Source organism: Archangium gephyra (assembly GCF_049060025.1).
In the GTDB taxonomy this organism is placed as follows: domain Bacteria; phylum Myxococcota; class Myxococcia; order Myxococcales; family Myxococcaceae; genus Archangium; species Archangium gephyra_A.
The window spans coordinates 3,983,745-4,008,840 of the sequence record NZ_JBMEQQ010000002.1; the positions used below are offsets into that span (position 1 = coordinate 3,983,745).

Below are 25,096 nucleotides of genomic sequence, written 5' to 3' on the forward strand. Positions count from 1 at the left end.
CGGCCCCCTCCGTGATGCGCTCCCTCCGCTTCCTCGTGTTCCTGCTCGGCGCGCTGACCGCGTGCCGCACTACTACGCCCTCCCAGACGATCGACGCCTCGGCGCTGCCCGGGTCACGTGCCTCCGAGGGCGCGGAGACCCGCCGCACGCTCGGCCCGGGAGACCTGGTGGACGTGCGCGTCTTCCAGGAGCCGGACCACTCGGGCATCTGGGCCGTGTCTCCCGAGGGCACCATCGACTACCCGCTGTGCGGCAAGGTCCACCTTGCGGGCCGCACCTCGGGCACCGCCGCGGACGCGCTGCGCGACTGCCTCACCCGCTACCTGCGCCACCCCGAGGTGTCCGTCTCCATCCGCGAGTACAACTCGAAGAAGGTCTTCGTCTTCGGTGAGGTGCAGAAGCCGGGCACGTTCTCCTACGAGGAGGGCATGACCATCATCGAGGCGGTGACGCTCGCGGGCGGCTTCACCAAGCTGGCCTCGCCCAACGGGACGCAGGTGGCTCGGCAGGACGAGGGCCAGCAGTTGAAGATCCGCGTCCCGGTGAAGGACATCCGCGACGGCGCGGAGAAGAACTTCAGCCTGCGGCCGGGTGACATCGTCTACGTGCCGGAGAGCTTCTTCTAGGCCGGGGGCGTCCAGCCGAGGTCGGCGAGGAACCCCTGGCTCTCGGCGATGAGCGCGGAGGCCAGTCCGGGCGCGCACGCGAGCACGTCCCCGATTCCCACCTGGAACGGGGCTCCGTCGATGCGCACCATCACCCCACCCGCCTCCTGCACCAGCAGCGAGCCCGCGGCCACGTCCCACGGCTTGAGGCCGAACTCGAAGAAACCGTCGAACCGCCCGGCCGCCACGTAGGCCAGATCCAACGCGGCGCTGCCCGTGCGGCGGATGCCCTGCGCCCGGACGATGAACCGCCGCAGCAGCCCCATGGGGCCCTCGGGCTTCTGGTGCACGTCGTAGGGGAAACCCGTGCACAGCAGCGCGTGCGACAGCTCCGTGCAACCCGAGGCCCTCAGCGGACGCCCGTTGAGCGTGGCCCCCTGCCCTCGCGCGGCGGAGAAGAGCTCGTCCAGCATGGGGTTGTAGATGGCACCGGCCAGCACTCCGCCCGGCCCCTCCACGCCCACGCTCACACAGAAGTGCGGCACCCGGTGCGCGTAGTTGGTGGTGCCATCCAGCGGATCGACAATCCACCGCAGCTCCGAGCCCTGCGAGGCCCCGCTCTCCTCGGCGAGAATCGCGTGGCCCGGGTACTGCTGGCGGATGAAGCCGAGCACCGCCGCCTCGGCCGCCCGGTCCGCATCGGTGACCAGGTCGGTGTCGATGCCGCCCTTGTACTCGATGGTGCGCTCGCCCAGGAAACGCTCGGAGAGCACCTTCCCGGCGAGCCGGGCTCCCTCCTCGGCGATGCGGCGCAACGTGGCGGGCGACTCATCGGACATGGCGGCTCCTCCTTGGGCTACTTCTTCGCGGGCTCGGCGAGCAACTCCTCGATCTCCGCCTGATACTTGGTCAGGTACTCCTCGGCGAAGCCCTCGTGCACGTAGCGCACCCGGCCCTGCCGATCGAGCAGCACCGTGGTGGGCATGCCGCGCACGCGCAGCACCTTCTCCGACACCTCGGCGTTGGAGTCGAGGAGCACGGGCAGCGTCACCTTCGTCTCCGCGAGGAACGGGGGAATGGCGCGGGCGTCCTCGTCCACGTTGAGCGCGTACACCTTGAGGCCCTTCCCGGCGTAGTGCTTGGCCAGGTCCTCGTACATGGGCAGCGCGTCCTTACAGGGCTCGCACCAGGTGGCCCACACGTCGAGCAGCACCACGCTGCCCCGGTCGCTGGCGATGGCGTGGGGCTCACCGCCCGGGTAGCGCTTGACGGTGAACTCCAGCGGCATGGACTCGGAGGACGCCAGTGCCGCCGAGCCCGTGGCCAGCGCGGGAGCGGTGAGTGACGGCATCTTCTGGGCGGCGCACCCGGACAGGGCGAGCGTGGCGAGGACGAGGAGGAAAGGACGCATGGGGGTCATTTTTCCCCGAAGCGGGCCCGCAGTGCGACGAGCAACTTGTCGATGAAGCCTCCGAAGGCGCCGTTGCTCATCACGAGCAGCACGTCCCCGGCCTGGGACTCACGCGCCACGCGCTCGACGAGCGAGGGCACGTCCGTGGTGGAGTCGGCGTCGATTCCCTGGGTCTTCAGCGCCTCGATGACACGGGGCACGTTCAGCTCCTCGTCCACGGGCACCTTGTCGTGACGCTCGGGCACCTTGAGGCTGGCCAGGTTGGCGCCGGTGAAGGCGTGGGCGTAGTCCTCCTGGTGGATGTTGCGGCGGCTGGTGTTCGAGCGCGGCTCGAAGATGGCCCACAGCCGCCTGTCCGGGTAGCGGTGGCGGATGGCGGCGATCGTCTCCCGCACCGCCGTGGGGTGGTGCGCGAAGTCATCCATCACCATGACGCCGCCAATCTCCGCGCGCACTTCCTGGCGCCGCTTCACGCCCTGGAAGCTGGCCAGACCCTGGGCGATCTCCTCGAAGGACAGGCCCAGCCCCCGCGCCGCGGCGATGACGCTCAGCGTGTTCTCCACGTTGTGCATGCCCGAGAGCGGCAACAGCACGCTGCCCAGCACCGTGCCGCGCTCCACCACCTCGAAGCGCGCGCCCTCGGGGCCGAAGCGCACGTTGCGTGGGGTGAAGTCGGCGTCGGCGCCCTCCTTCGCCACGTACGTCACCACCTGCCCCGGGCACGCCTGCGCCAGCTTCACCGCGTTGGGGTACGCCGCGCACACCACCAGCCGCCCGTCCTTCGGAATCAGCCGGACGAACTTGTCGAACGTGGCCTCGTAGTGCGGCAGGTCCCGGAAGATGTCCGCGTGGTCGAACTCCACGCTGGTGAGGATGGCCGTCTTCGGCCGGTAGTGGAGGAACTTGGAGCCCTTGTCCCAGTAGGCCGTGTCGTACTCGTCACCCTCGACGACGAAGTGCGGGCCCTTCCCCACCCGGTAGTTGCCCGAGTAGTTCTGCGTGACGCCGCCCACCAGGAAGGACGGATCCTTCCCCGCCGCCACGAGCACGTGGGCCATCAGCGAGGACGTGGTCGTCTTGCCGTGCGTGCCGGCCACCACGACGGAGTGCGCGCGGTCGAGGAAGAGCGAGCCCAGCGCGGCCGGGAAGCTCATCTGCGGAATGCGGCGCTCGCGGACGGCGGTGGCCTCGGGGTTCACCCGGCGGATGACGTTGCCGATGATGACGAGGTCCGGCTTCGCCGTATCGAGATTCCCCGGATTGTAGGGCGTGAGCGCCTGGATGCCCCACGCGCGGAGCATGTCGCTCATGGGCGGGTAGACGTTCTCGTCGCTGCCGGTGACGTCGTAGCCCGCGGCCTTGAGCATGCCGGCGAACGAGCCCATGCCGGTGCCAGCCACGCCGACGAGGTGGATGCGGCGCACGGCGCCGGGGGTGATGGTTTCGAGGACGTTGCCGTTGTCGTCAGCCATGTGCTTTCGGGGTCAGGTCGTTGAGGCCGAGTGCTTCCACGATGAGGTCGTGGAAGACGGGACGGAATTCACGGATGCGCACTTCCTTGCGGCCATGCGCCACGCGGTTGGTGACGAGCGCCACCACGAGGGAGCGGCGCAGGTCCACCCAGAGGCTGGTGCCGGTGAAGCCGAGGTGGCCCACCGCGCCCGGAGGCGTGTCGCCGATGAAGTGGCCCGCGCTGGACAGGCCCTGCGAGGGCGTGTCGAAGCCCATGGAGCGGGTGCTGCCCTGCACGAGCGGATCATTGGCCAGCGCGCGGTGCAACAGGGGCGCGGGCGCGAACGAGGGCGCCCCCGCGCACCCGGCGAGGATGGCCTGGCCGAAGCGGGCCACGTCCACCGCGGTGCCGAAGAGGCCGGCATGGCCGCTGACGCCGTCCATCACCCAGGCGTTGTCGTCGTCCACTTCACCGGGCACGGCGGGACGCGAGGGAAGCTCCCCCCACAGGCCCTCCTGGCCGGGAGCGGGCTCTCGGGGACGGGTGGCGCCCGTGGGGGCGACCCGGCCATCCGTGGGGAAGTCGGTGAGCCGGTGGAAGCGCGCGGAGAGGCCGAGCGGCTCGGCGACGTGACGCGAGAAGAGGACATCCAGGGACGCGCCACCCGCCCGGGAGAGGATTTCACCCAGGAGGATGAAGCCCACATCGCTGTAGGCGGTGGCGGTACGCAGCGGGGCCACCAGTGGCGTGCTCGCGGCGGCCTGGATGACCTCGTCGCGGACGCGGGCGCGGGTGGCGGAAGCGCAGCCGGGATCGAGCAACTCGGGGTGCGCGGTGAGCGACTGGGCGAAGAAGGGCACGAAGGGCGGCAGGCCCGAGCGGTGGTAGAGCAGGTCCGCCACCGTGGCGCCCGCGTCCCCCACGGGCGAGCCCGGGAAGTAGCGGGCCACGGGCGTCTCGGGGCCGACCTTGCCCTCGGTCCAGAAGCGCAGGAAGAGCGCGGTGGTGCAGAGCACCTTGGTGACGGAGGCCAGGTCGAAGCGGGTGTCTCCCGTGACGTTGCCCGCCACCCCGCCGAAGACCTGGACGCCCCGGTGCATCACCACGGCCTGGGCGGCCGGGAAGATGCCGAAGGTGACGGACTCCTCCAGGACGGTCTGGAGATTGGCGATGGGGTGGCTGCTCATGCCTGCACCGCTCCTTCCAGGAAGGTGAGGCGGGCCACGCCGGCATCCAACCGCACCCGGGTGCCCAGGGCGACGGGGTAGTTGGGGATGTCGTGGCCGATGGGGAAGCCGGCGGCGCACGGCAGCCCCGTCTCCTCGGCGAGCGAGCGGAGGACATCCGCGCTGCTGTAGGGGGCGTCCTTCTGCTCGCAGCCGGTGAAGTCGCCGAGCACGATGCCTCGCACCTTGTCGAACACGCCCGCGAGCCGCAGGTGCGTCCAGATGCGATCCAACCGGTAGGGGGCCTCGCCCACGTCCTCGAGCAGGAGGATGGCCCCGTCGAGCGTCGGCATGTACGGAGTGCCCAGCAGCCGGGAGAGCACGGAGAGGTTGCCGCCGAGCAGCCGGCCCTCGACGACGCCGGGGACGTAGGAGGCCTTGCCCTGGAGGGGCGGCGGGGGCTCGGGGGACTCGAGCAGCCGGAAGAGGTACTCCTGGACCTCGGGAGGCTGCTTGCCCAGGTGGGTGACGACGGGCCCGTGGATGGTGACGCGGCCGAGCCCCTGGAGGGGCAGGTGCAGGGCGGTGATGTCGGAGAAGCCGACGAGGGCCGTGGGCGCCATGTCCGCGAGCGGGAGCGAGGGGAGCAGGCGCATGACGCCGTAACCCCCCCGAGCGCAGAAGATGGCGCGGGCGTTGGAGTCGGTGAGGGCGCGGGAGAAGCTCCGCGGCCCGGCGCGAATCAGGACCGGCGAGGTAGCGCCAGGCCTCGTAAAGGTCGGGCTGGTAGACGGTGTCGTATCGCTGAGCGAGGACGCCGAGGCCGACCTCGAAGGTAGGCGGGTCGAAAGGCCCGGCGGGGGCGACGACGTGAACGGTGTCGCGAGGACGCAGCAGGGGGGGCTTGAGCCAACGCACGGCGCCTTCATAGCACCGGGGGCGCGCATGTCTCGGGCTTCGAACACCCCATGTCCGAGGGACAACCTCCCCTCTCACCCCGGAAGAGAGCCAGGGTGAGGGTGCCTGCCCCCTACCCGCCCACCCGTTCCAGCACCGCGGCGAAGAACCCATCGGTCCCGTGCAGATGCGGAGCACAGAACAAAAACCCCTCCCGGACACACGAGGCGTCCAACCACCCCGCCCCGGGAGGCACGAGCCGGAACCCGGGGGACTCGCGCAGGAAGCCGAGGACCACCTCCTCGTTCTCCGCGCGATTCACGGTGCAGGTCGCGTAGACGACCCGGCCCCCGGGACGCACGAGGCGGCCCGCGCGCGCGAGGATGTCGCGCTGGACGCGAGGCAGCTCGGTCAGGGACGCGGGGCTGAGACGGAAGCGTGAGTCCGGCCCACGCCGCAGGGAGCCCAGTTCCGAGCACGGGGCATCCGCGAGCACCCGGTCGGCGAGCACGCCCTCCGGAGGCGTGCGGAGCACCTGGATATGGGAGACGCCGGCGCGGGAACAGCGCTGCAGGAGCCGGTCGAGCCGCCCGGCATCCGGGTCGTACGCGAGGAGCCGGCCCCGGTTCTCCATGGCGGCGGCGAGCTGGAGCGTCTTGCCTCCGGCACCGGCGCACAGGTCGAGCACGGTCTCCCCGGGCCGGGCCTCGAGAAGCAGGCCGAGCAACTGGCTCCCCTCGTCCTGGACCTCGAAGAGACCCTCGCGCAGGGAGTCGAGCCCATAGAGGTTGGGCTTGGGGCCCACGATGTGGAGCGCGAGGGGGCTGAGCGCCCCGGGCCGGGTCTCGACGCCCTCGGAACGGAGCCGTTCCGCGAGGGCTTCACGAGTGGTGCGCAGCGGATTCACCCGGAGCGTGATGGGGCCGGGGACGTTGAGGTGGGCGCAGAAGTCCTCGGCGGCGGGGCCGAGCCTCGCGGGAGAAATGCTCGGCGAGCCAGTCGGGCAAGGACCAGCGGAGGGCGAGGGACGGGGGTTCCCCGGCCACGAGGGGCAGCGGGGCCCCCACTCCCGAGAGCCGGGCGGCCTCCTCTGACGAGAGGCCGGCGAGCCGGTGCAGGAAGGCGAAGAGGAGCGCGGGAGGGGGAGCGTCGGGGTTGCCGAGGAGGAAACCGAGCCGGCGGCGCCACAGGCCGACATTGAAGACGGTCTCGGCGAGGGCCTGGCGCTGCTCGCGGGAGAAGTCGCGGTGGGCGCGGAGGGTGCGGTCGAGCACCCTTTCGGCGGGACTGCCCGAGAGAACATGAGAGAGGGCCTCGGCGGCGATGGGGGCGATTCCATCGAGTGCCGGCCAGGGGACCGAGCGAAGCCGGGAGAGCGGGTCGAAACGGGATGTTGACAGGACGGACTCCGTTCTTTAGAAAGCACCTCGTTGTCGCGGCGGTCCACACCGGCCACCGCGCAGCGGGCATATTCCCCGATAGCTCAGCCGGTAGAGCGGGTGACTGTTAATCACTAGGTCCGAGGTTCGAGTCCTCGTCGGGGAGCTGGAAGAGGGCGTCAGACGAAAGTCTGGCGCCCTTTTTCTTTTGCCCTCCCCTGGCCGTGGGCACAACACGGGCAACCCCCGGACGTTCTCTCCCATGGAGGGCGCAGGCGCCTGGGTGAGAGCACGGGCAAGAGCCAGGACTACGCGGTGACGTGGGAGGGTGGGCTCATCCGCCACGACTCCAGGAGTCGCAAGGTCTACGTCATCCGCCGCATGATCAACGGGCGGAACTACAAGGTCAGCACGCGGGCGACCACGCTCCGGGCGGCCATGGAACAGCTCAAGCGATTCGAGACCGACCCGAAGCACTACAACCCGGCGGGCTCGTCCCACGAGGAGCCCATCTACCTCGATGCGCCGCTCGCGGCTGAATTCCTCGCCTACTCGCGCGACGTGGACAAGAACAGCCCTACCTGGGTGAAGAAGCAGCAGGGTCACCTCGCGTAGTGGGCCCACCAGCTCAAGGACCAGGACCTGCGGAAGCTCACGCTCCTCGATGACATCCTCCCCGCCCTGGAAGGGGCAAAGGCCCGGGGGCATCGGATCGCGGTCCTCAAGCGCGTCTACTCCTGGTTGCGCAAGGTGAAGCACGTCCTCTCGGTAGCCGAGGACCCCTTTGGGCGGCTCACCGTGCCCCAGACCAGGCCCGAGCAGTGGAAGCGAACCAAGGTCATTCCCCGGGAGCACTACCTGCTCGCCTATGAGCACCTTGCGCCTCACTGGCGCGACAGTATGGACGTGCAGGCGGGCACCGGCTGGCACGTCTCGGAGCTGGTGCGCTTCGCCAAGATGGGCAGCGCGGAGCCGTACCGGGGAGAGGCCGAGGGCATCGCCGGCGTGCTGGTGTGTCCGCAGACCAAGAGCGGCGAACCCTTGCGCACCGCCGTGTCCGCCGAGGTGCTGGAGGCCGGGAAGCGGATGTTGGCGCGGGGCTCGTTCAGCTTCGAGAAGTACGGCTTGACCATCAAGGGGGCCTGCAAGGCGGCAGGCATCCCGCCCTTCACCCAGGGACGGTTCCGGCATTCCGTCGCCACCTGGGCCATCGAAAAGGGCGCGGACCCGGCTTCAGTGGCGGCCTTCCTCAACCACAAGAGCCCGACCACCATGCGGCGCTTCTACGCGACGCACGCCGTCTCGACGAAGGTTCCCACCTTGGTTTAGAGACCTAGATGTGGGAGGGCCCTACTCTTCAAAAAGTAGCCGGACCTTTGGTCATTCCACATAACCCATTGAAATTACGTGACCTACTCACATTCAGAGCGAGTTCATGGGGAGGATCCCCACCAAAATATCCGCCTGGCGGAACTCCCAATTCGGCCAGGTGTCGCACAAATAGCCAGACCTTGAGACAATCGTATCGCCAGGCGTTGACACTGTCCTCTACCTCGTGGAGTATGCGTACCGCCTGGTCGTGGCGGACTTACCGCCAGGCCAATCGAAACTCTGGGCCTGGTAGCTCAGGAAAGGACGCACAATGTCGGATAACAACGCCACCACCGTGTCGAAGACGCACACCGCCTCCTCAGGCGAAACGACCCTCGCCGATGTACTTGAGTTCGCCGGGAGCAACCGCTTCATCGAGTTGCGTGCGAAGCGGTCGGTCAACCTGGGCTCGAACACGATGGTCACCACCATGGACCTGGGGACGTTCCTGCTCCAGTCGATGGTGGGGAATGACCCGCTGAAGGGGCCGGTCACCCAGCGCAAGCCTGATGTGCCCCACGCTCAGAAGATGGCGCGCTTCATCTTCAAGGGGTTGGTCAACTACACGTTCAAGAAGTGGGAGGACGCCAAGCGGAAGATTCCCGCCGATGTCGTGACCATCAAGAACGACCTCGGGGACCAGCCGTATTACGCGTGGGCGCCGATCGTCGCGTCTATCCGGGATGAAATGCGCGAGATCACGGTGGCTCCGGTCCAGGACTCGCCGGGTGAACTCATCCTGAAGCTGCGCTCGAACCAGATGCTCTGGGTCGTGGACGGACAGCACCGGCGAATCGCCTGGGGGCTGGTGCGGGACTACCTCCAGCAGCTAACGCGCGACCGCAAGTACACCAAGTCCGGTGGCCTGGTCCCCGCCGAGCTGAAGCAGGTGTCCGACGAGGCGGCGCCCTTCTGGCACGAGGCCACGACCATCTTCACCGAGCGCTTCTCGATCACCATCGAGATTCACTTCGGACTGTCGATCGACAAGGAGAAGCAGCTCTTCCACGATCTGAACAACCTGCAGAAGACCGTGTTGACCAGCCAGGCGCAGGCTTTCGATCAGTCAAACCCGATCAACATCTTCACGCACCGGCTCAAGGACCAAGAGTGGTTCGAGGGAGTGTCGATCGTGGAGGAGGGGCGCGTGGACTGGGAGGACCCGGCTTGGATGAAGCTCGACTCGCTCAACGCCGTCAACGCGCGTCTCTTCCTCAACCAGACGACCATCTCGGGAGCAACTGCGTCCATCATCACCGAGCGGGAGGAGGATGCCTGGTCCTTCTGGGCCGTGGTGACCAAGATCCCCGGGATCTTCAACCGCAACGAGTCCGTGGCCGCACAGCCCGCCCTCTTGAAGTCCATCGCCCGCGTGTACTTCGAGATCCTGTGGGGCCGGAAGCCGGAGGGGAAGGAGGTCGCGGAGCAGTTCCTGTCCCGCTTGCCGACCATCGACTTCTCCCACAACAACCCGCTCTGGAACATCGAGCACCTCAACGACGAGAAGTTGTCGCACTACCCGGCTCTGCCGGACTACCTGCCCGACAACTGGCGCCAGAAGTCCATCGGGGGACTCATCGACGGCAAGCTCCGCTTCGGCAGCCGCCACAACGAGTCGATCTTGGTGCTGCCGGGCATCATCCGCTACCTGGCGAAGCTGAGCCCGCGGAAGTAGCTGGCGAACTGGATTCCAGGTGCCTCTAGCGTCCACTCCTACTCCTTTGAAGGAGTGGGCGCGGTACCTGCCCGTCAGCATGTCCTGCATCCGTCCCCACGAAAGTACCTATCTTCAGGAGATCAGCATGTCGCTCAAAGCGCACCTCTTCAGCGCCTACGGCGGGTTCGCCGATAAGCGCATCAAGAACCTGGATAAAGGCAAGATCTTCGCCATTGATGACCGTCAGGAAAGGGACGTCGGCAGTGATGGTGATCTCTACAGCTACTTCTGCACCATGTTCGTCACCGTGAGCGAACCGGATGAGCTGGAGCTGATGCTCGACCGCAACGCCCCGTACAGCTCCCAGGTCGTGGACTACGTGCGCAAGCATGGAGGCCAGCTCAACGGAGGATCCGGCTCCGCGAATCTGAAGATGCGAATCCGCCCCCAGGATGCCGCTGTGCTGCGCGGCCTAGCCGCTACCATGCGAGCCATCACGGCTCCAGGGATGCGCTACACGGTTTCTAACTACAAGTACGTCGTGCCACGCACCGCCACCTCCCTGGAGCGGCTCGCCGACGTGCTGGACGACTACTCGAAGCCGACGATCTGATCACGGAGGAAGCTCCTCCACCTGCAACGGGAGAGGAATCGGAATCGAGTTGGAGGAGAGTTCACTCCCCCAGCCAGTAGAGGCCGCGCCGGGTGCGCAGTACCTGCTCCAGGAACTCCGAGAAGGAGATGGCGACTGGCCCGCAGTACTTCGGGTTGGGCCATGCCTCGTGGTAGCCGTCCGTCAGGGGGTAACGGCCATTCTCCTGCCGGGCCACGTCCACCAGCACGTAGTTGCCGTCCTGCACGTCGCAGATGGCCCACATTGACGCGGGCCCATGCGCGTCATCGTCGTTCTTCTTCCCGAAGATGGCCACCCGCGCCCGGACGATCTGTGACAGCGGGAGGATGCGGTAGGGGGAGTCCGGCAACCGCTCAATCAGCTCTGCCCCGTTGCAGTGCAGGTAGAAGGCCCGCAGGTCCGGGTCCAGCTTCCAGCCCACCCGCCGCTCGAACTCCTCGATCTCCTCGGGCGTGGCGGGGGGATAGGGGAAGTGGTCGCGGGAGACCTCTTCGAGCAAGCGGCTCATGGACGTGGCCATCGTCAGTTGTCCGTGTAGGGCAGGTTGGGGCCCACTGTATTCCAGGGGGCCTGACCGGCGTAGCAGACGGGGTACTGCTCGTTGTACACATCGTGAACGTCCGCTTGCGCAGGAAAGACGTTGTTGGGGTCCACCGGGTCCCCGCCGTGCCAGAGGTCTCGGATGTGGTGCCCCGGCCAGGACACCCCGCCCTTATCGGGCCACTGACCAAACTTCTCGCTCCAGTCCTTCCGGAAGGAAGTCCGAAACCTGTTCCACGCCTTACGTTGAGCTGCATTGTCCTCGGGTGACAGCTCGGGGTAGTTGCAGCAGCAGTGATAGATGCCGTAACGGCTCCCGGCCTTGACGGGAACGGGCAAGACAACGAGGCGTCCCTCCCAGTCGAACTTGAGATCGGCCAGCCACATGCACCCCTTGAGCGTGTAGCCCTCGCTGGCGCACTCCCTCTGGCACCCGCTCATGAACTCCCGGCGGCACTGCCAGGGGCCGTAGAAGAGGGTCGTCTTCATGCGCCCGCCCGGCACGTTCAACCAGGGCAGTTCCTTCTTCACGGCGGGCTTGGCCCCCGGTGAGGGCGAAGGGCCAGAGCCCCCCGTTCCTGGGCCATCCGCACCCCGGGTCGTCGCACATCCGGCGAGGCACACCAACAGCACCACCGCTCCGGCCAGCTTCATGGGAATTCCCCGTGGTGATGGCCACGCCCCGATGGGTAGCCGATCCAATGGAATACCCGATGAGACTGACAACTCCTGGGGCTCACCGTTCTCGGCGGCATCATTCGGGGAGATCACCAAGAACGCCGGTGCTTCGGCATAAGGACCTTGGCGGCCATCCCGCTGACGTCCTGGCTGCTTGGCCAGTACGTCATCATCCAATCCACCCGAGGAGGAGCACAGGTGGAACACATCAGCCGCTCGGCTGAGCTGGGGGATATTCGTTACGCCATCGAGGGCGCCCACTGGATCGCGGACAGCGTCGCCATGGGCGCGGTGCCCGACCCGGATCGGACGCACAGCGCGCCCGTCATCATCAGCGCCATCCTGCTGTTGGTGGAGAACAGGCTGGTGTCGAAGAAGGAGGCCGCCCGTCGCCTCGGGGTGGACCGGGCCACCACCCTGGCGCAGTTCATCGCCTCGGGTCGCATCAAGACGGTGGACGTCAACGGGCACCAGCGCATCCCCGTGTCCGAGATCGAGCGCATTTTGAGCGAGGGACTCCCCGCTACCGAGCCGCAGCCTTCCAGGTCTCGCCGGGCCCCGAGGACGGCCACCTCCAGGCCCTCGGAGTCGCCCGCCGATGCGATCCGCAAGCTGAAGTTCTAGACTCCTCCGGCCACTCGCCAACTCGACTCAGCACCTGCTCGCATGGAACTTCTTGTCCTTCTTTTCGGCCTCTGGGCGCTCAGCACGTGGTGGGAGGGAAACGTCACCTGGTACGAGTCGCACGGCTGGCCCGTCCTGCTCCCGCTGAACCTGGGAATCGTCTGGTTCTTCGGCTTCCCGTATTACGTCAGCCGGGCATTTGACATCCGCTCTCCCGGGATGGGCGGAAGAACGCTCCCCCTCTGGCAGTCCGCCCTGATTGCGCTCACCTGGGTGGGTGGGATGCTCCTCCATCAATATTGGTTCGACCGAGCGATGGAGGCGGAGAAGAGGAGGAAGGAAAAGCCAGAGCGGTGAGCACAGGGCCTTCGGAGGCCAGCCGTGCAGCAACCGTCCGATTCTTCGAGAAGACCATGGGCAAATTACGGGCAACCACCTCTCCCGTTTTCGACCGTTCCAACCCCCTCGCCAGAGGAGGAATGGTGGCCCGCCCGTCATTTTCACGACTGTTAATCACTAGGTCCGAGGTTCGAGTCCTCGTCGGGGAACTGGAAGAGGGCGTCAGACGAAAGTCTGGCGCCCTTTTTCTTTTGCCCTCCCCTGGCCGTAGGCGAGCGGTACGGCCAGTTCATGGGCCGCAACGCGGCGCGAGCGTTCGCCATGCTGGCCATGGCGGCCATCGGCAACACGGCGCCGGGGCTGGCCGCGAAGGTGCCGGCGCTGCCCGGCTCGATGCAGGCGGCCGTGCAGGCAGAGACGCAGGTGGGTATCCGTCTCGTGGCGGTGGGGCATGTGGAGACGGTCGCCGTGAGCGCCGAGTCCGTCACCATCGCCCTTGCTCCTGGTGCTGTCGCCATGACGGCTCGGGCCATGAGCGGCGCCGCTGCCAATGCTCCTCCCAACGGCTTCAGGGCGTGGGGCTCGTACAAGAGCTTCAAGCGGGCCATGGGCTCGGCGGGCCCAGGGGAGGAGTGGCACCACATCGTCGAGCAGACGCCGGGCAACGTGAAACGCTTCGGAGCCCAGGCCGTTCAAAACACCGAGAACATCGTCCCCTTGGACAAGGGCATCCACACCCGCATCAGCTCGCTCTATTCGTCGGTCCGCCGCGATATCACGGGCTCGCCCTTGACCGTGCGCAAGTGGCTGAGCACGCAGTCGTACGAGGCCCAGCGCGAATTCGGGCTGCTGGCCATCGAGAACATCAGGAAGGGGATCTGGTGATGAAGTTGGAGGAGCTAGTCGAGCAGTTCGCTCTGAACGTGGCCGCGCAGACCGAGGCCATCTGGAGAGGGGACGCCAAGACCGGGAACAAGCACGCCAGGAAGTACGGTGCCGCAGTCGATAAGCTCCTGGCCCACGGCGATGCCGGGCGTGATGCACTCCTCGTGTTGCTCAAGCACGAGCGTATGGACGTGCGCGTCATGGCCGCCGCGCATCTGCTCCGCTACCGGACGGCCGAGGCCAGAGCGGTCCTGGAGGAGGCCGCGAAGGGCGAAGGAATGATCCCCTTCTGTGCACAGCAGGCACTGAAGCGGTGGGAGGAAGGCACCTGGGCCCTTGACCCAGGGTAGCCACCATGAAGCTCAGGGCCGCCGCCCCTGCTCCAGCCTCGGACGTGACTGTTAATCACCAGGGCCGTGGTTCGAGTCGGGGCGACAGCAAGGGGCCAGGCTTCCAGAAGTGGGTCACCGCGAAGCTTTTCTAGAAGTCTCCGCCGGGCAGACCGGGCGCGGGCTCGTGGTAGCGCGAGCGAAACCTGTAGAGTGCGCGACCACCGGCCATGCCTCCTCGCCACGCGCTTCGCGCCCTGCTCACCGGGCTGCTGCTCGCTTCGTCCGTCAGCGCAGCATCCTCCCCTTCCTTCCGCGAGCAGGCCGACGCCTATGCCCGCGGCCTCTCCCTCACCGTGGACTGGGTGTCCAACGCCCAGCTCGACGAGGACCCCGAGTTGGAGCACCTGGCCCGGCTGTGCAAGCCCTCGGAGGCAGACAGCTCCGGGCTGTACGTGTTGGAGCAGGCGCCGGGCGTTCTCTGGACCGTCAGCCCGGACTCCGAGAAGCGCCCGTGCCCCTCCTCGCCGCCGGAGAAGAGACCACGGCCCACCCGGCTGGAGCTGTCGACGGACGAGTACCGGGTGTGGTCGAGCGCCAGCGTGGCCTTCCGCGAGGGAAGGCCCGTCGTGCTCGAGTCCTCCGAGGGCAGTGCCTTCCAGGGCGAGAGCTTCGGCAGCTCCTCCGAGGATGAGGACTGGGAGTCGCTGACCTTCGGCAGCACGTCCGTGTACACGACAACCGCCGAATCACGAGACACCCAGCACCAGACGTCGTTCGCGGGAGCCCTCCTGCCGGTGCTCGCCTCGCCCGAGGTGGCCGCCACGCTCCCGCCCACGCACAACCAGGTGACCCACGGCGCGAAGCACCGGAGGCGAGAGCAGGACGCCTCCTTCCGCGTGGCCGCGCTCGCCCAGGGCCCGGATGCGGTCCGCCTGCGCATCCAGGTGCGCGACGACATCACCGTTCCCGCCACCTCCGGGATGAGCGACCGGGACCTGCTCGGCACGGATCATCTGGAAATCTGGTGGGCCAGCCAGGACGGCCAAGGCTCCTCGACACGCCAGCTCGCGGTGGCACGCACCGGCGAGGGCACCCTGCTCTCTCGCTGGTTCCACCCCGCCGGCCTCACCGAGCCCCTGCCCATCGTGGCGCTCGACGGCAACACCTTCGTCGTGGACCTGCCACTCTCCAGCCTCGGCGTGACCCGGCCGGAGGAGTCCTGGCAGGTCCCCTTCACCGTGGCCTTCTCGGACTCGGACGTGCCCGGGGCCGGACAGCAGACGTTGGTGGCCACCAGCACCCTGCGCTGGAACGAGCCCGAGACCTTCGGACGGCTCGTCTCCTTCCCGGGCCATACCCGGTATCCCCCGGTCGAGCTGTCCCGGTGGGACCGCGCCAACATCGCGCCCCCGAGCCGCATCGAGCTCACCGCCGCGGGTCTGCCCGTCATCTCCGAGCAGACCCCCTCCGCCGCACAGCCGGCGTCCCCCGCGGCCCAGGAGTTCCCCTCCCCGCCCGAGCAGTCCCGGTGGGTCCAGAAGGCCGGGCAGTTCCTCCCCTACCTCCTCATGGGCGCCCTCTTCGTGGCGATCGTGGCCGCGACTTCCCGGCGCGACACGAGCCGGGTCCTTCTGGTGCTCGGAGGGCTCATCGCCGCGCTGGCCGTCTCCATCCCCTTCTCCCTGTCCTTCGACAAGCACCCCGACGCGCTCTCGGGGCTCATCATCCTCCCGGTGTTCGCCGTGACGAACCTGGTGCTGCTCCCCGTCTCGGTGGTGCTCACCCGGAAGCTGTCTCGCACGCCCGGCCGGAACCGCGTCTGGCTCGCCTGCGCCCTCGCCAGCATCTACCTGCTGAGCGTGCTCGCCATGTTGAACGGGTAGCGCGACCGGACTTCGACTTCCCAAGGACGGGGGCGGCCGGAGCCCAGCTCCCCGCACCGCGAGGGGAACTTCTTGAATCAGGAACGCGGGGGCGCCCAGATGGCGCTGTGGGCCTCCGGTGCGTCCGGGGACACTTCCGCCGTGTAGAAGTAGGCCGCGACCGCGGCTCGACCCCGTCCCTCGGGACACTCCAGCGGGGAGGGATGGCCATGCCAGTAGTCATCCCCATGCGCCATCACGACCAGCCGATCCAGCAGCGGGGCGATCTTCGTCTCGCACCGGGTGAGGCCGGCGTCCCACAGCTCGAGGTCACCGCCCCAGGCGGGTTCCCAGCCGGGGTTCAGGTAGTAGAGGACGGTGAGCCGCCGCGAGAGCGCACGGAAGCGATCCCGGTTGAAGTCCGCGTGGAGCGCGAGATGGCCTCCACGCAGCGTGAGGTGCAGCCCGGCGCCCCGGAAATGCGGATCCGCGATGAGCCCCTGCACTCCGGTGAGGCTCTCCAGGAAGTCGATGAACGACATGCTCGAGAATTCCGAGAGCAGGTGCCGGAGCGCTCCGTGCACCCCCTCGAACGCCTTGCGCTGGAGCTGTCCCAGGCGCGCCGCCTGTTCCTGGTGATCGCGCCGCTTCCAACTGGCCTCGGTGGCGCCCGGGAAGACCTCGGCCAGCCCGGACGCGAGCCGCTCTCCCAGGAAGCCATCGATGACGACGTGCGGATAGGGCCGTGCGGCGCCGTAGCTGTCACGATGTGCCAGCGCGAGCGAACGCAGCGCCGTACGGGAGAGGAAGAAGCTCGGCCCCAGCAACGGGCCTTCTTCGAGGGTCGCGACGCTCACGAAGGCTCAGCCCAGGTTCAATTCCAGCCGCGCGAAGGGCCGCTCGGCGTGGATGCCCCGCTCCCGGCAGTACGCGATGAACTTGTCGGACTCGAGGATCTGCGGCGAGGTGGCCGTGTACGCCAGGCCCATCACGTGGCCCAGCCACGGCTCGAGCCCCATGGAGTAGTTGTACACCCGCTTGGGCCCGAGCAGGTCCACCAGCGGCGCGGCCCTCGCGAAGTTGGCCCCATTGAGCCGGCGCGCCTGGTCCATCTTGCGCGGCAGCGGGCTCGTGAACATGTGCCCGTAGCCCCAGCTCATCGGAGCGCCCTCGGACTCCATGCTCAGGAAGAGCGCGTCCAGCGCCCCCACGTCCTCGCGGAGGTACTCGTACACCCGCGGCTCCAGGCAGTTGGTGTCCGAGGCCGCCAGCACCGAGCGCCCCTCCAACTGCACCAGGTAGACCAGCTTGGCCCTCACATCCAGGTCCGCGTGCTCGCCCAGGAAGGGCAGCCCCAGAATCCTCCCGCCCGGCAGCTCGATGCTCTCCAGCTCGTCCAGGTCCATCACGCGCGGGAAGCCGATCGCCCTCAGCAGCAGCTTCAGCGACAGGTCCGCCATGCCGCTGCTGCTGTGCGGCACCACCACCGTGCCCACCTTGTGACGCAGTTGCAGCAGCGTCTCCAGGTTGATGTGGTCCCCGTGCCCGTGGGTGATGAGGACGTAGTCGATGCGCTCCGGCAGGTCCGCGAACGTGAAGCGCGGCAGCTCCGTCGGGTACTCATACGAGATGCTCGGGTCCACCAGCACGGTGACGTCGCGGGACTCGATGAGCAGGCAGGCATGGCCGAAGTAGCGCACCCGCACGCCCGGGCCCGCGAAGCGCTCGGCCCGGACAGGCGCCTGCTCGGTGAAGAACGCGTGGAAGGCTGCCTCCTGCCCGGCCTCCACCCCCAGCCGCTCCTGGATCTCCCCCAGCGGCGCGGCGTGCTCCCTCATCCGCGCGAGCGCGGAGAGCCCCTCGTGGCGGAAGGGCAGCGGCAGGAAGACCTGCCCCTCCTCGGCGAGCCGCGGCGTGCTGTAGGCGAAGGGCCGCACGTCCGAGCCTCCCCGGCTCAGCACCACGCTCTGGCAGCTCTCCTTGTAGAACCGGCCGCGGTAGAGCAGCGGCTCGAAGAAGCGGAAGGAGGGCCGGTGCTGCATGTCGTACTTGCAGCTCGACGTAGCCGCGCAGCGCGTCGGGCAGCAGCGGATAGAGCCGCTCCAGGCCCTCGCCCGAGGTCTCCTGGGCGAGCAGCTTCTCCAGCGCACGCACGGCCCTGTCGAACTCGATGAACTCGGGGTTCTCCCGCTGCGTCTTCTCCAGCAGCTCGCGCACCTCGGACACGCGGCCGGGGTCCACATTGAGGAAGGAGCCGCCCGCCATCCCCGGCGTCTTCAGCGCCTGCGCATGCCCCTGCGGGTAGTCCACGAAGGACTTCATGATGCGCAGCTGCTTGTTCACCACCATCATGGCCGCCGACACCGGCGGTACGAGGGTGTGCACCGCGAACCACTGATTCACCAGCGGTTCGAGCATCACGTCGGGCCGGAGGAAGACGGGGGTGCGGGCGTCCATGACCGACCTTTGTCAGGGAAAGAGACAGGTCTGTCAACCGAGGGCGCGCCGGGCGGCCCACGGGGACAGGCCCCGGGGGGTCTCCCGTCCCAGGGGTGACTGAGATAGCTTCGGGTCCTTCATGCAGCCCCCCGCCCCCGACACCCGCCCCCGCACGGAATTCCGTGAGCTGTGGAAGTTCGCCTTCCCCATCACCCTCGCGCACATCGGCCAGTCGATGATGGGGTTCGTGGACACGGCGGTGCTCGCCCGGGCCGGCACCACCATGCTCGCGGCCTCCGCGCTGTCCAATGCGCTCCTCATCCTGGTGCTCAGCTTCGGCGCGGGGTTGATGGTGGGGCCGGATCCGCTCATCTCCCAGGCCTTCGGCGCCGGTGACGCGGCGCGTGCACGGGGGCTCGTGTGGCAGGGGGGCTACGTGGCCGCCGGGGCAGGCACCCTGCTCGGGCTCCTCGTCATGGGGGGCGCCTGGCTCACGCCCCTGCTCGGGCTGGGCTCCACCGAGCAGGCCGCGGTGCAGGACTACCTTCTCTGGCGTGCCCCCGGCCTGCCGCTGATGCTGCTCTTCATCAACACGGCCACCTACCTGCAGGCCTCGGAGCGCCCGGGCGTGCTGGTGGTGTCCACGGTGGCCGCCAACGTCCTCAACCTGGCCGCGGACGTGGTGCTCGTCTTCGGCGGCGCCGAGCTCCCCGCCTTCTTCGGGCCGCTGCGCGCGGTGCCCGCCATGGGGGCCGCGGGGGCGGCGCTCTCCACCACGTTCTGCACGGGCCTGCAGTGGTTGATCGTGACGCTCGCCCTGCGCCGGGTGCCCGTTCCCGAGGGCATGCCCTCGCGCCGCCCCTCCCGCCAGGACATCCAGCAGATCCTCCGGATGGGGTTCCCCCTGGGGCTGCAGTGCGTCGCGGACGAGGGCTTCCACGGCCTGTCCGCCCTGCTGGCCCGGGGCCTGGGTCCCGAGAGCATCGCCGCGCATCAGATCGCCATGTCCCTGTGCATCTTCTCCTTCATGATCTCCATGGGCATCGGCAACGCCGCCGGGGTGCGCGTGGGCTGGGCGGTGGGCGCGGGCGACAGGGCCCTGGCGAGGCTGCGCGGACAGGTGGCGTTCGTCTCCGTGGGCGTCTTCATGCTGTGCAGTGGTGTCATCTTCGCGCTCTTCCCCCACACCCTGGCGAGGCTGATCGGCACCCCCTCGGAGGTGTTGCCCGTCCTGCTCCCCCTGCTGCTGGTGGCCGCCCTCTTCCAGCTCTCGGATGGAGCGCTGGCGGTGGGAGGCGGGGTGCTGCGGGGCTTCGGGGAGACGCGCTTCACCTTCTACGCCAACACGGTGGGGCACTACCTGGTGGGCCTGCCCGTGGCGCTGCTGCTGGCGTACGGGCTGGGGTATGGCGTGCTGGGCATCTGGTGGGGCCTGTTCGCGGGGCTCACCACCATCGCCGCCGCCCTTCTCTGGCGCTTCGAGCGTCTGAGCTCGGGCTCGCTCCAACCCCTGGCCGCCCAAGCGTGAGCCCCATCCTTCCGACCGAGGTCCTCCCCATGTTGATTCCCACTCCCGCCCGCCCCACCCCGGCTCCCGGCGAGCCGAATCTCACGCTCCCCCGCACCTTCTGGAAGGACTTCGGCCGCGAGCACTGGGACCGCAAGCCCGCCGTCTTCCGGGGGCTGTTCGCGGCGCACTTCCCCACCCTCGAGGAGATCTTCGCGGGGCTGGTGGAGGGCAGCGAGCGCGCGCTCCGGGGTGAGTTCCCGCCCCTGCGCGGCCTGCGCTTCTTCATCGAGCACGAGGACGGCCCCGCCGGCATGCCGTACTACTCGGTGCTCTTCAACCTCGCGCCCCACTTCCTCCCGTCACGCGAGGACCGGGACGCGCATGCGTACGTGGAGCGCGTCACGCGCGTGCTGGGCGGCAAGCGCTTCGGCCTCGTGCTCAACCGCGCCCAGGCCTGGCACTGGGGCCACTGGCTGCAGATGCACAGCTTCCTTGCGGGCTTCCACCAGACGCTCGGCATGCCGCTGAGCGGGAGCGACTCGGCCGTCTTCTTCGGCAACTACCGCTACACGCCCTTCGGCATCCACAAGGACGAGCTGCACGTCTTCTACTTCGTCGTCGAGGGGAAGAAGACCATGAGCATGTGGCCCTTCGAGGCGCTCTCCCACCGCGAGGAGGTGCCGAAGGATCCGGGCTTCATCCACCGCCCGGGCGGCATCCAGGTGCGCGACGCGGCCGAGGAGAAGCAACTGCTCGCCCAGGCGTCCTTCCTCGAGGGCCGGGCGGGAGACCTGCTGTACTGGCCCGACTCCTACTGGCACCGCGCCGAGCCGTCCGAGGGACTGTCCGTCAGCGCCTCGCTCGGGGTGGGCACGAGCCCGCCCGAGTTCACCATGATGGGCGCGCCGGGAGAGTGGCCCGCGCGCCTGCGTCCCAACGAGCTGCCCAGTGCCCGGGGCTGGCAGCCGCCGGCCGCGCTGCGCAAGGCGCTCCAGCAGCACACCCGCCGCCCGAGCCTGCTCGCCCTGCAGCGTGAGCGCACCCTGGAGTGGGCCCGCCTCCTCTCCAGCGGCACCCTGGATGGTGCCGCGCCCGAGGCCCAGGAGGCGCCCCTCACGCCCTCCGAGTGGATCCGCGCCAGCCCCCGGCGGCCCCTCCTCGGCCTGCCGCTGCCCGGAGGCCCGCTGCTGGTGTCCGCCAACGGCCACGCCCAGATTCTCGAGCCCTCGGCCACGGCGCGCCGCCGCCTCGAGCACCTCCTGGAGACGCTCAACGGCGGCAAGCCCCAGCAGGTGGAGACGCTCGCCCGGGACTTCTTCCACCGGCTGCCGGCGCGCGCCTTCCCCCCGCGTTCCTTCCACGCACTGCTCGATTCCCTGGTGCGCTGGCGCGGCGTGGAGCGCTGCGAGCCCCCCTCCTCCCGCCGCCGCTGAGCCGGCTCGTAGCGGGGTGCCCGCTCCTCCGGGTGGCTGGTTTCTCAAGCCCCCGGGAGCGGGGGGAACACGAGCGACGGGGTGCCACACCCCTCGGCCGTGGGGAAGAACGTCAAGTCCGCGCCCACGCCCCGGAGCACGCGGAACGTCTCCAGCACCGGCAGGCTCAGCTCCATCGGGGCCACCCGGCGCACGCGGCGGCCCTCGTGCACCTCCCAGCCTCCGGCCACCAGCGACACCGTCCCGGGACGCGGCATGGTGGTGAACGTCTCGATGCGCGCCACCAGCTCCGTGTAGTGACTGGGGAGCGCGTCACCCCGCGGCACGATGAAGAGGTTCACCGGCGAGGGCGAGGGCGGCGAGGACTCGGCGCGCAGGCCCCGGCCGTTCGGCTCCGCGCCCAGCGAGGCCGCCGTCGTGGCCGAGTGGAGGAAGCCCTGCAACCGGCCCTCCTCGATGAGCCGGGACACACGCATGGGGACGCCCTCGTCATCGAGGCTCCGGAGCTGCGTGCCGAGCGGATGGAGCGGGTCGTCCTCCACGCTCAGCACCGAGGGGAAGAGCTTCTTGCCCACCGCGCGCGCCAGGGCGGGAGTCGACGCCACCACGTCCCCCCGCAGCATCCAGGCCAGCGCCGCGACGAGGGGCGCCGCGACGGCGGGCCGCAACACGAGGGGCAGCCCCGGGTCCGCCGCCTCCGCCGGGCCCTCCAGCGCCTCGACGGCCTCCGCGAGCCGTGCCTTCAGGGCCGCGAGATTCCACGTCCCCTCCAGCGGCGAGGCCACCGCGTCCACGAGGGCGCCGCGCGACGTCTCGCAGCGCACGAAGGCCTCCTCCCGGGAGGTGCTGCCCACCTGGAAGCCCCCCTCCCCACGCACGAGCGCGAACCACGCCGCGGACTGCGCGAGCACGGCCGCCTGGACCACGACGCCCGGAGGAATCACCTCCTGGACGAGCTGCCCGGCCAGCCCTCGCAGCCGCGAGGCGGAGAGCTCCGGCAGGTGGAAGAGCGGCGGCCCGGCCGGTGACAGCGGTGGGGGGAGCACCGGGCGGGGACCCGAGCCCATCCGCTGTCCGGCGGCCCTCAGCACGCGCCCGACATCCGCGGCTCCGCCCACGGGCAGCACCGCATGGCCCGAGCCCTCCTCCCGCCAGACGCGCGCCGCGGCCCACACGGACCCGCCCCCATTGAGCAGGGAGGCGCCCGTACCGGCCTCGTACTCCAGGGACAATCGCCTGCCCGCCTGGAGGAAGAGCTCGACCGAGGCCGGCGCCCGCTCTCGCACGAAGGCGTCCACCTCCGCCCGGGCCGCCTCGGCCAACGCACGCAACTCCAGCTCCTGGGAGGTCACCGGCATGACGGGCCCATCATGCCCCATCCGCACCGCGGCACGGGGATGGTAAGAAACGGGCAGGAGGCACATCGTCTTGTCGCGGGATTGGTTCGTGGAGCGGCGCGAGGTCACCGAGGTCACCCATCATCGCTCGGGGCTTCGCGTGCAGGCGCCCGTCTGCGAGCGCGGCCATGCCGCCCGCCGGGAGGTGCCCGGAGGCCACGAGCAGGTGTGGACGGAGGTGGCCGGGGGCCCGCTGCCGCCGGGAGCGCTGCCCGCGGACGTGCTGGCCCCGGCGCGCGAGCTGCTCGAGCCCGAGCCCGAGCCGGCTCCGCCGGACAGCGGCGTGGCGGTGGAGGTGGTGCGGCGGCTGGTGGACACGGCCCGGGCCGCGGGCGCGGCGCACCTGGACGTGCTGCTGCGCGAGGTGGATCAGCGCACCCTCCTGGCCACCCCGTCCCGGCTGGCCGCGGATCGGCGGCACTACGCGCTGCTCGAGGTGAAGGTGTACGGCGGCCCTCCGGGCGGGACGGCCGAGCTGTGGCGGTGTGCGGCCTACCCGGACGGCGCGGGAATGCTCGCGGCCCTGCCTCAGCTCGAGTCGCTGGTGGGCGGGCTGGTGCGGCAGCTCCAGGAGTGCACGCCCCTGGTGCCATGCCCCTCGGGCCCGCTGCCGGTGGTGTTCCCTCCCGGCTCCGCCTCCGCCTGCTTCTTCCATGAGGTGTGCGGGCACCCGCTGGAGGGGGACGCCGTCGCACGCGGCGGCTCGTACCTGGCCCACCGCCTCGGACAGCGCGTCGCCGCGCCCTTCGTCTCCATCTCGGACGACCCCACCGACGGATGCGGGGCGCTCGCCTACGCCTGGGATGACGAGGGCCACGCCGCCCAGCCCGTCCGCCTCATCCACGAGGGCCGGGTGGGCACGCCCCTCCTGGACTCGCGCAGTGCGAAGGTGCTGGGACTCGCCCCCAACGGCCACGGCCGGCGGGTGGGCTTCAAGCACCCTCCCCTCGCGCGCATGGCGCACACCCGCGTGGAGCCGCACGAGGGGCACCTGGAAGGGCTCCTCGCGGACGTGCCCCACGGGCTGCTCGTGCGCCACCTGACGCCGCGCCACATGAACCTGCTGTCGGGGGACTTCAGCTTCTACATGATCGAGGCGCAGGAGATCCGCGACGGGCGCCTGGGGCGCCTGGTGTCTCCGGGCATCCTCAGCGGCAACGGCCTGGAGGCGCTGGCGGACATCGACGCCGTCGGCGCGGACCTCCAGAACCTGTTCGCCACCCGGGGCTGCCGGAAGCTGGACCATGGCCCGCTGCCCGTGTCCTTCGGGCAGCCGTCCCTGCGCTTCCGGCGGCTCCACCTGCGGCCGTGGCGGTGAGCCCGCTCGCGCGGGCCCCCAGCCGCTACTCCCCCGGCGGAGGCTCCGGCGGATGCATCGGCATGCACACCCAGCTCATGTCCGGCTCGGGCGGGAACTCGTCGTACGCGTCCTCGGGCGGACCGCCCGGCGGCTCTCCACCCGGGAAGGCGTGGACACGGGCCATGGACACGCCCGGCTGGGGCTCCGCGATGACGGGCGGGATGCTCCACGGACGGGTGGGATCCGGCGAGCCGTCCGGGTACGTCGAGCCCGTATCCGAGAACGACACGATCAGCGGCTCCGGCGGCACGTCCCTGGGCAGCACCACCGCGTAGTAGCCGACGTAGCTCGGCGCGCCCCGGCCGGCCATGTAGCCCAGCTCCGTCTGCCCCGGAATGCCCATCGACGGTGCCCAGTCGATGCCGTAGAGCGTGCCGTAGTTGGTCTCGACGGCGACCTGATGGTCGGCCGGCACCACGATGAGATCGAGGAACTCGCTGGGCGCGTACACCCACGTGAGCACCACGCCGCCGAACTGGTTGGGATCCATCAGGTCATCCGGAGTGACCGTGCGGCCCTGCTCGTCCGAGATGGCGAAGGCCAGCGCGCCGAGCGCCCCGGCGTCGCTCACCATGGTGGCCACCTGCAGGTTGCAGAACGGCCCGCTCGCCACGATGGGGCGCAGCGTCGTCGTCGGGTAGTACTTCGCCGCCGCGGGCATCGGGACGGGCGGCGGCTCGTGCATCTCCGCGCCGAGCGTCACGCCCGAGGCCGGAACCTCGGAGCGCATCAGGTACTCGGTCGACTCGCTGGCCGGCACGCCGTACACGTTGAAGCCACCGCGCTGCGTGGTGACCGCGGACGTGGGCGCGGCGGGGACGCCGTGGTCCACGAGGTTCACGTGGGCCCCGGTGATGCTCGAGTAGCTCAGGATGGGCGAGCCCTCGAGGAGCAACGGCCCCGGAGCCATCTCCGGATGCTCCGGATCCATCGGCCAGTTGGCCATCAGGTACCAGAAGGCCTCCGGATCGTGCACGAAGCCCGAGACGGTGCTCGTGCGCGGCGTGGCGTCCACGTAGGGGTTGCTCGGGGGAACCACCGGCGGCTCCTGCCCGAGACAACCGGACAGGGCGGCCGACAGCATGACACTGGAGAAGACGGTCGAAGCCCTCATGTTGGCGGTC

At 69.4% G+C, this 25,096-nt stretch carries 23 protein-coding genes, 1 tRNA gene and 3 pseudogenes; 14 read left to right on the plus strand and 13 right to left on the minus strand.

Going from position 1 to position 25,096, the window contains the following annotated elements:
• Positions 1-14 precede the first annotated feature (14 nt).
• The gene (locus ACN28I_RS17325; RefSeq protein WP_420948657.1) at positions 15-626 is read left to right on the plus strand and encodes a polysaccharide biosynthesis/export family protein; all 612 of its coding nucleotides are present in this window, start codon (positions 15-17) and stop codon (positions 624-626) included.
• Here ACN28I_RS17325 and ACN28I_RS17330 read toward each other — a convergent pair.
• The 6 genes and pseudogenes from ACN28I_RS17330 to ACN28I_RS17355 all read right to left on the minus strand — a co-directional run bounded on the left by ACN28I_RS17330 (position 623) and on the right by ACN28I_RS17355 (position 6,857).
• Complete coding sequence (locus tag ACN28I_RS17330; protein WP_420943101.1) at positions 623-1,444, minus strand: inositol monophosphatase family protein; 822 nt, start codon at positions 1,442-1,444, stop codon at positions 623-625. The two genes, ACN28I_RS17325 and ACN28I_RS17330, sit on opposite strands and share 4 nt — an antisense overlap.
• Before the next feature lie 17 nt (positions 1,445-1,461).
• On the minus strand, positions 1,462-2,016 hold the full coding sequence (locus ACN28I_RS17335) for a TlpA family protein disulfide reductase (protein WP_420943102.1): 555 nt from the start codon (positions 2,014-2,016) through the stop codon (positions 1,462-1,464).
• A gap of 5 nt (positions 2,017-2,021) precedes the next feature.
• Positions 2,022-3,488, minus strand: coding sequence for a UDP-N-acetylmuramate:L-alanyl-gamma-D-glutamyl-meso-diaminopimelate ligase (gene mpl, locus ACN28I_RS17340; RefSeq protein WP_420943103.1), 1,467 nt, complete (start codon positions 3,486-3,488; stop codon positions 2,022-2,024).
• Positions 3,481-4,656 (minus strand): serine hydrolase domain-containing protein, encoded by a 1,176-nt coding sequence (locus ACN28I_RS17345; RefSeq protein WP_420943104.1) that lies wholly within the window; start codon positions 4,654-4,656, stop codon positions 3,481-3,483. The genes mpl and ACN28I_RS17345 overlap by 8 nt, the downstream gene beginning before the upstream one ends.
• Positions 4,653-5,553 (minus strand): annotated as a pseudogene (locus ACN28I_RS17350) (S66 peptidase family protein). The gene ACN28I_RS17345 and the pseudogene ACN28I_RS17350 overlap by 4 nt, the downstream one beginning before the upstream one ends.
• A gap of 112 nt (positions 5,554-5,665) precedes the next feature.
• A pseudogene (locus ACN28I_RS17355) lies at positions 5,666-6,857 on the minus strand (RsmB/NOP family class I SAM-dependent RNA methyltransferase).
• Between the two features lie 147 nt (positions 6,858-7,004).
• On the opposite strand from ACN28I_RS17355, the gene ACN28I_RS17360 reads away from it, so the two are divergent.
• From ACN28I_RS17360 to ACN28I_RS17380, 5 genes are all read left to right on the plus strand, one after another.
• Positions 7,005-7,077 (plus strand) — tRNA-Asn (locus ACN28I_RS17360).
• Between the two features lie 149 nt (positions 7,078-7,226).
• Positions 7,227-7,526, plus strand: coding sequence for a hypothetical protein (locus ACN28I_RS17365; protein ID WP_420943105.1), 300 nt, complete (start codon positions 7,227-7,229; stop codon positions 7,524-7,526).
• 135 nt (positions 7,527-7,661) lie between these two features.
• Positions 7,662-8,240 (plus strand): tyrosine-type recombinase/integrase, encoded by a 579-nt coding sequence (locus ACN28I_RS17370; protein WP_420943106.1) that lies wholly within the window; start codon positions 7,662-7,664, stop codon positions 8,238-8,240.
• A 313-nt stretch (positions 8,241-8,553) separates the two neighbouring features.
• Complete coding sequence (locus ACN28I_RS17375) at positions 8,554-9,957, plus strand: DNA sulfur modification protein DndB (protein ID WP_420943107.1); 1,404 nt, start codon at positions 8,554-8,556, stop codon at positions 9,955-9,957.
• 127 nt (positions 9,958-10,084) lie between these two features.
• Positions 10,085-10,552, plus strand: a complete 468-nt coding sequence (locus ACN28I_RS17380; RefSeq protein WP_420943108.1) for a hypothetical protein — start codon at positions 10,085-10,087, stop codon at positions 10,550-10,552.
• Between the two features lie 61 nt (positions 10,553-10,613).
• Here the strand turns inward: ACN28I_RS17380 and ACN28I_RS17385 are convergent, their stop codons facing one another.
• Positions 10,614-11,093, minus strand: a complete 480-nt coding sequence (locus ACN28I_RS17385) for an SMI1/KNR4 family protein (RefSeq protein ID WP_420943109.1) — start codon at positions 11,091-11,093, stop codon at positions 10,614-10,616.
• Between the two features lie 2 nt (positions 11,094-11,095).
• Entirely contained in the window at positions 11,096-11,767 is a 672-nt protein-coding gene (locus ACN28I_RS17390) for a hypothetical protein (protein ID WP_420943110.1), read from the minus strand.
• Positions 11,768-11,989: 222 nt separating this feature from the next.
• Between ACN28I_RS17390 and ACN28I_RS17395 the strand changes: the two genes are divergently transcribed.
• The 5 genes from ACN28I_RS17395 to ACN28I_RS17415 all read left to right on the plus strand — a co-directional run bounded on the left by ACN28I_RS17395 (position 11,990) and on the right by ACN28I_RS17415 (position 15,854).
• Positions 11,990-12,415, plus strand: coding sequence for a hypothetical protein (locus ACN28I_RS17395; RefSeq protein ID WP_420943111.1), 426 nt, complete (start codon positions 11,990-11,992; stop codon positions 12,413-12,415).
• Positions 12,416-12,457: 42 nt separating this feature from the next.
• Entirely contained in the window at positions 12,458-12,772 is a 315-nt protein-coding gene (locus tag ACN28I_RS17400) for a hypothetical protein (RefSeq protein ID WP_420943112.1), read from the plus strand.
• A gap of 273 nt (positions 12,773-13,045) precedes the next feature.
• A complete protein-coding gene (locus tag ACN28I_RS17405; RefSeq protein ID WP_420943113.1) occupies positions 13,046-13,639 on the plus strand; it encodes a hypothetical protein in 594 nt (197 codons plus the stop codon).
• Positions 13,639-13,989, plus strand: a complete 351-nt coding sequence (locus ACN28I_RS17410) for a DUF2019 domain-containing protein (protein ID WP_420948658.1) — start codon at positions 13,639-13,641, stop codon at positions 13,987-13,989. The genes ACN28I_RS17405 and ACN28I_RS17410 overlap by 1 nt, the downstream gene beginning before the upstream one ends.
• 209 nt (positions 13,990-14,198) lie before the next feature.
• The gene (locus tag ACN28I_RS17415; RefSeq protein WP_420943114.1) at positions 14,199-15,854 is read left to right on the plus strand and encodes a hypothetical protein; all 1,656 of its coding nucleotides are present in this window, start codon (positions 14,199-14,201) and stop codon (positions 15,852-15,854) included.
• Between the two features lie 77 nt (positions 15,855-15,931).
• Here the strand turns inward: ACN28I_RS17415 and ACN28I_RS17420 are convergent, their stop codons facing one another.
• The 3 genes and pseudogenes from ACN28I_RS17420 to ACN28I_RS17430 all read right to left on the minus strand — a co-directional run.
• On the minus strand, positions 15,932-16,690 hold the full coding sequence (locus ACN28I_RS17420) for a 2OG-Fe(II) oxygenase (protein WP_420943115.1): 759 nt from the start codon (positions 16,688-16,690) through the stop codon (positions 15,932-15,934).
• A 6-nt stretch (positions 16,691-16,696) separates the two neighbouring features.
• A complete protein-coding gene (locus ACN28I_RS17425) occupies positions 16,697-17,875 on the minus strand; it encodes an MBL fold metallo-hydrolase (protein WP_420943116.1) in 1,179 nt (392 codons plus the stop codon).
• A gap of 67 nt (positions 17,876-17,942) precedes the next feature.
• Positions 17,943-18,290 (minus strand): annotated as a pseudogene (locus ACN28I_RS17430) (MBL fold metallo-hydrolase); the annotation flags it as partial.
• Between the two features lie 121 nt (positions 18,291-18,411).
• On the opposite strand from ACN28I_RS17430, the gene ACN28I_RS17435 reads away from it, so the two are divergent.
• Both ACN28I_RS17435 and ACN28I_RS17440 read left to right on the plus strand, forming a co-directional pair.
• Positions 18,412-19,800, plus strand: a complete 1,389-nt coding sequence (locus tag ACN28I_RS17435; RefSeq protein WP_420943117.1) for an MATE family efflux transporter — start codon at positions 18,412-18,414, stop codon at positions 19,798-19,800.
• Positions 19,801-19,829: 29 nt separating this feature from the next.
• Positions 19,830-21,215 carry a cupin-like domain-containing protein gene (locus ACN28I_RS17440; RefSeq protein WP_420943118.1) on the plus strand — a complete coding sequence of 462 codons (1,386 nt, stop codon included), beginning with the start codon at positions 19,830-19,832 and terminating at the stop codon, positions 21,213-21,215.
• Positions 21,216-21,259: 44 nt separating this feature from the next.
• On the opposite strand, the gene ACN28I_RS17445 is transcribed toward ACN28I_RS17440, so the two are convergent.
• On the minus strand, positions 21,260-22,573 hold the full coding sequence (locus ACN28I_RS17445) for a metallopeptidase TldD-related protein (protein ID WP_420943119.1): 1,314 nt from the start codon (positions 22,571-22,573) through the stop codon (positions 21,260-21,262).
• Between the two features lie 70 nt (positions 22,574-22,643).
• Here ACN28I_RS17445 and ACN28I_RS17450 point away from each other — a divergent pair, with 70 nt between their 5' ends.
• The gene (locus tag ACN28I_RS17450; protein ID WP_420943120.1) at positions 22,644-23,930 is read left to right on the plus strand and encodes a TldD/PmbA family protein; all 1,287 of its coding nucleotides are present in this window, start codon (positions 22,644-22,646) and stop codon (positions 23,928-23,930) included.
• 25 nt (positions 23,931-23,955) lie between these two features.
• On the opposite strand, the gene ACN28I_RS17455 is transcribed toward ACN28I_RS17450, so the two are convergent.
• Positions 23,956-25,086, minus strand: coding sequence for a hypothetical protein (locus ACN28I_RS17455; protein ID WP_420943121.1), 1,131 nt, complete (start codon positions 25,084-25,086; stop codon positions 23,956-23,958).
• Positions 25,087-25,096: the final 10 nt, after the last annotated feature.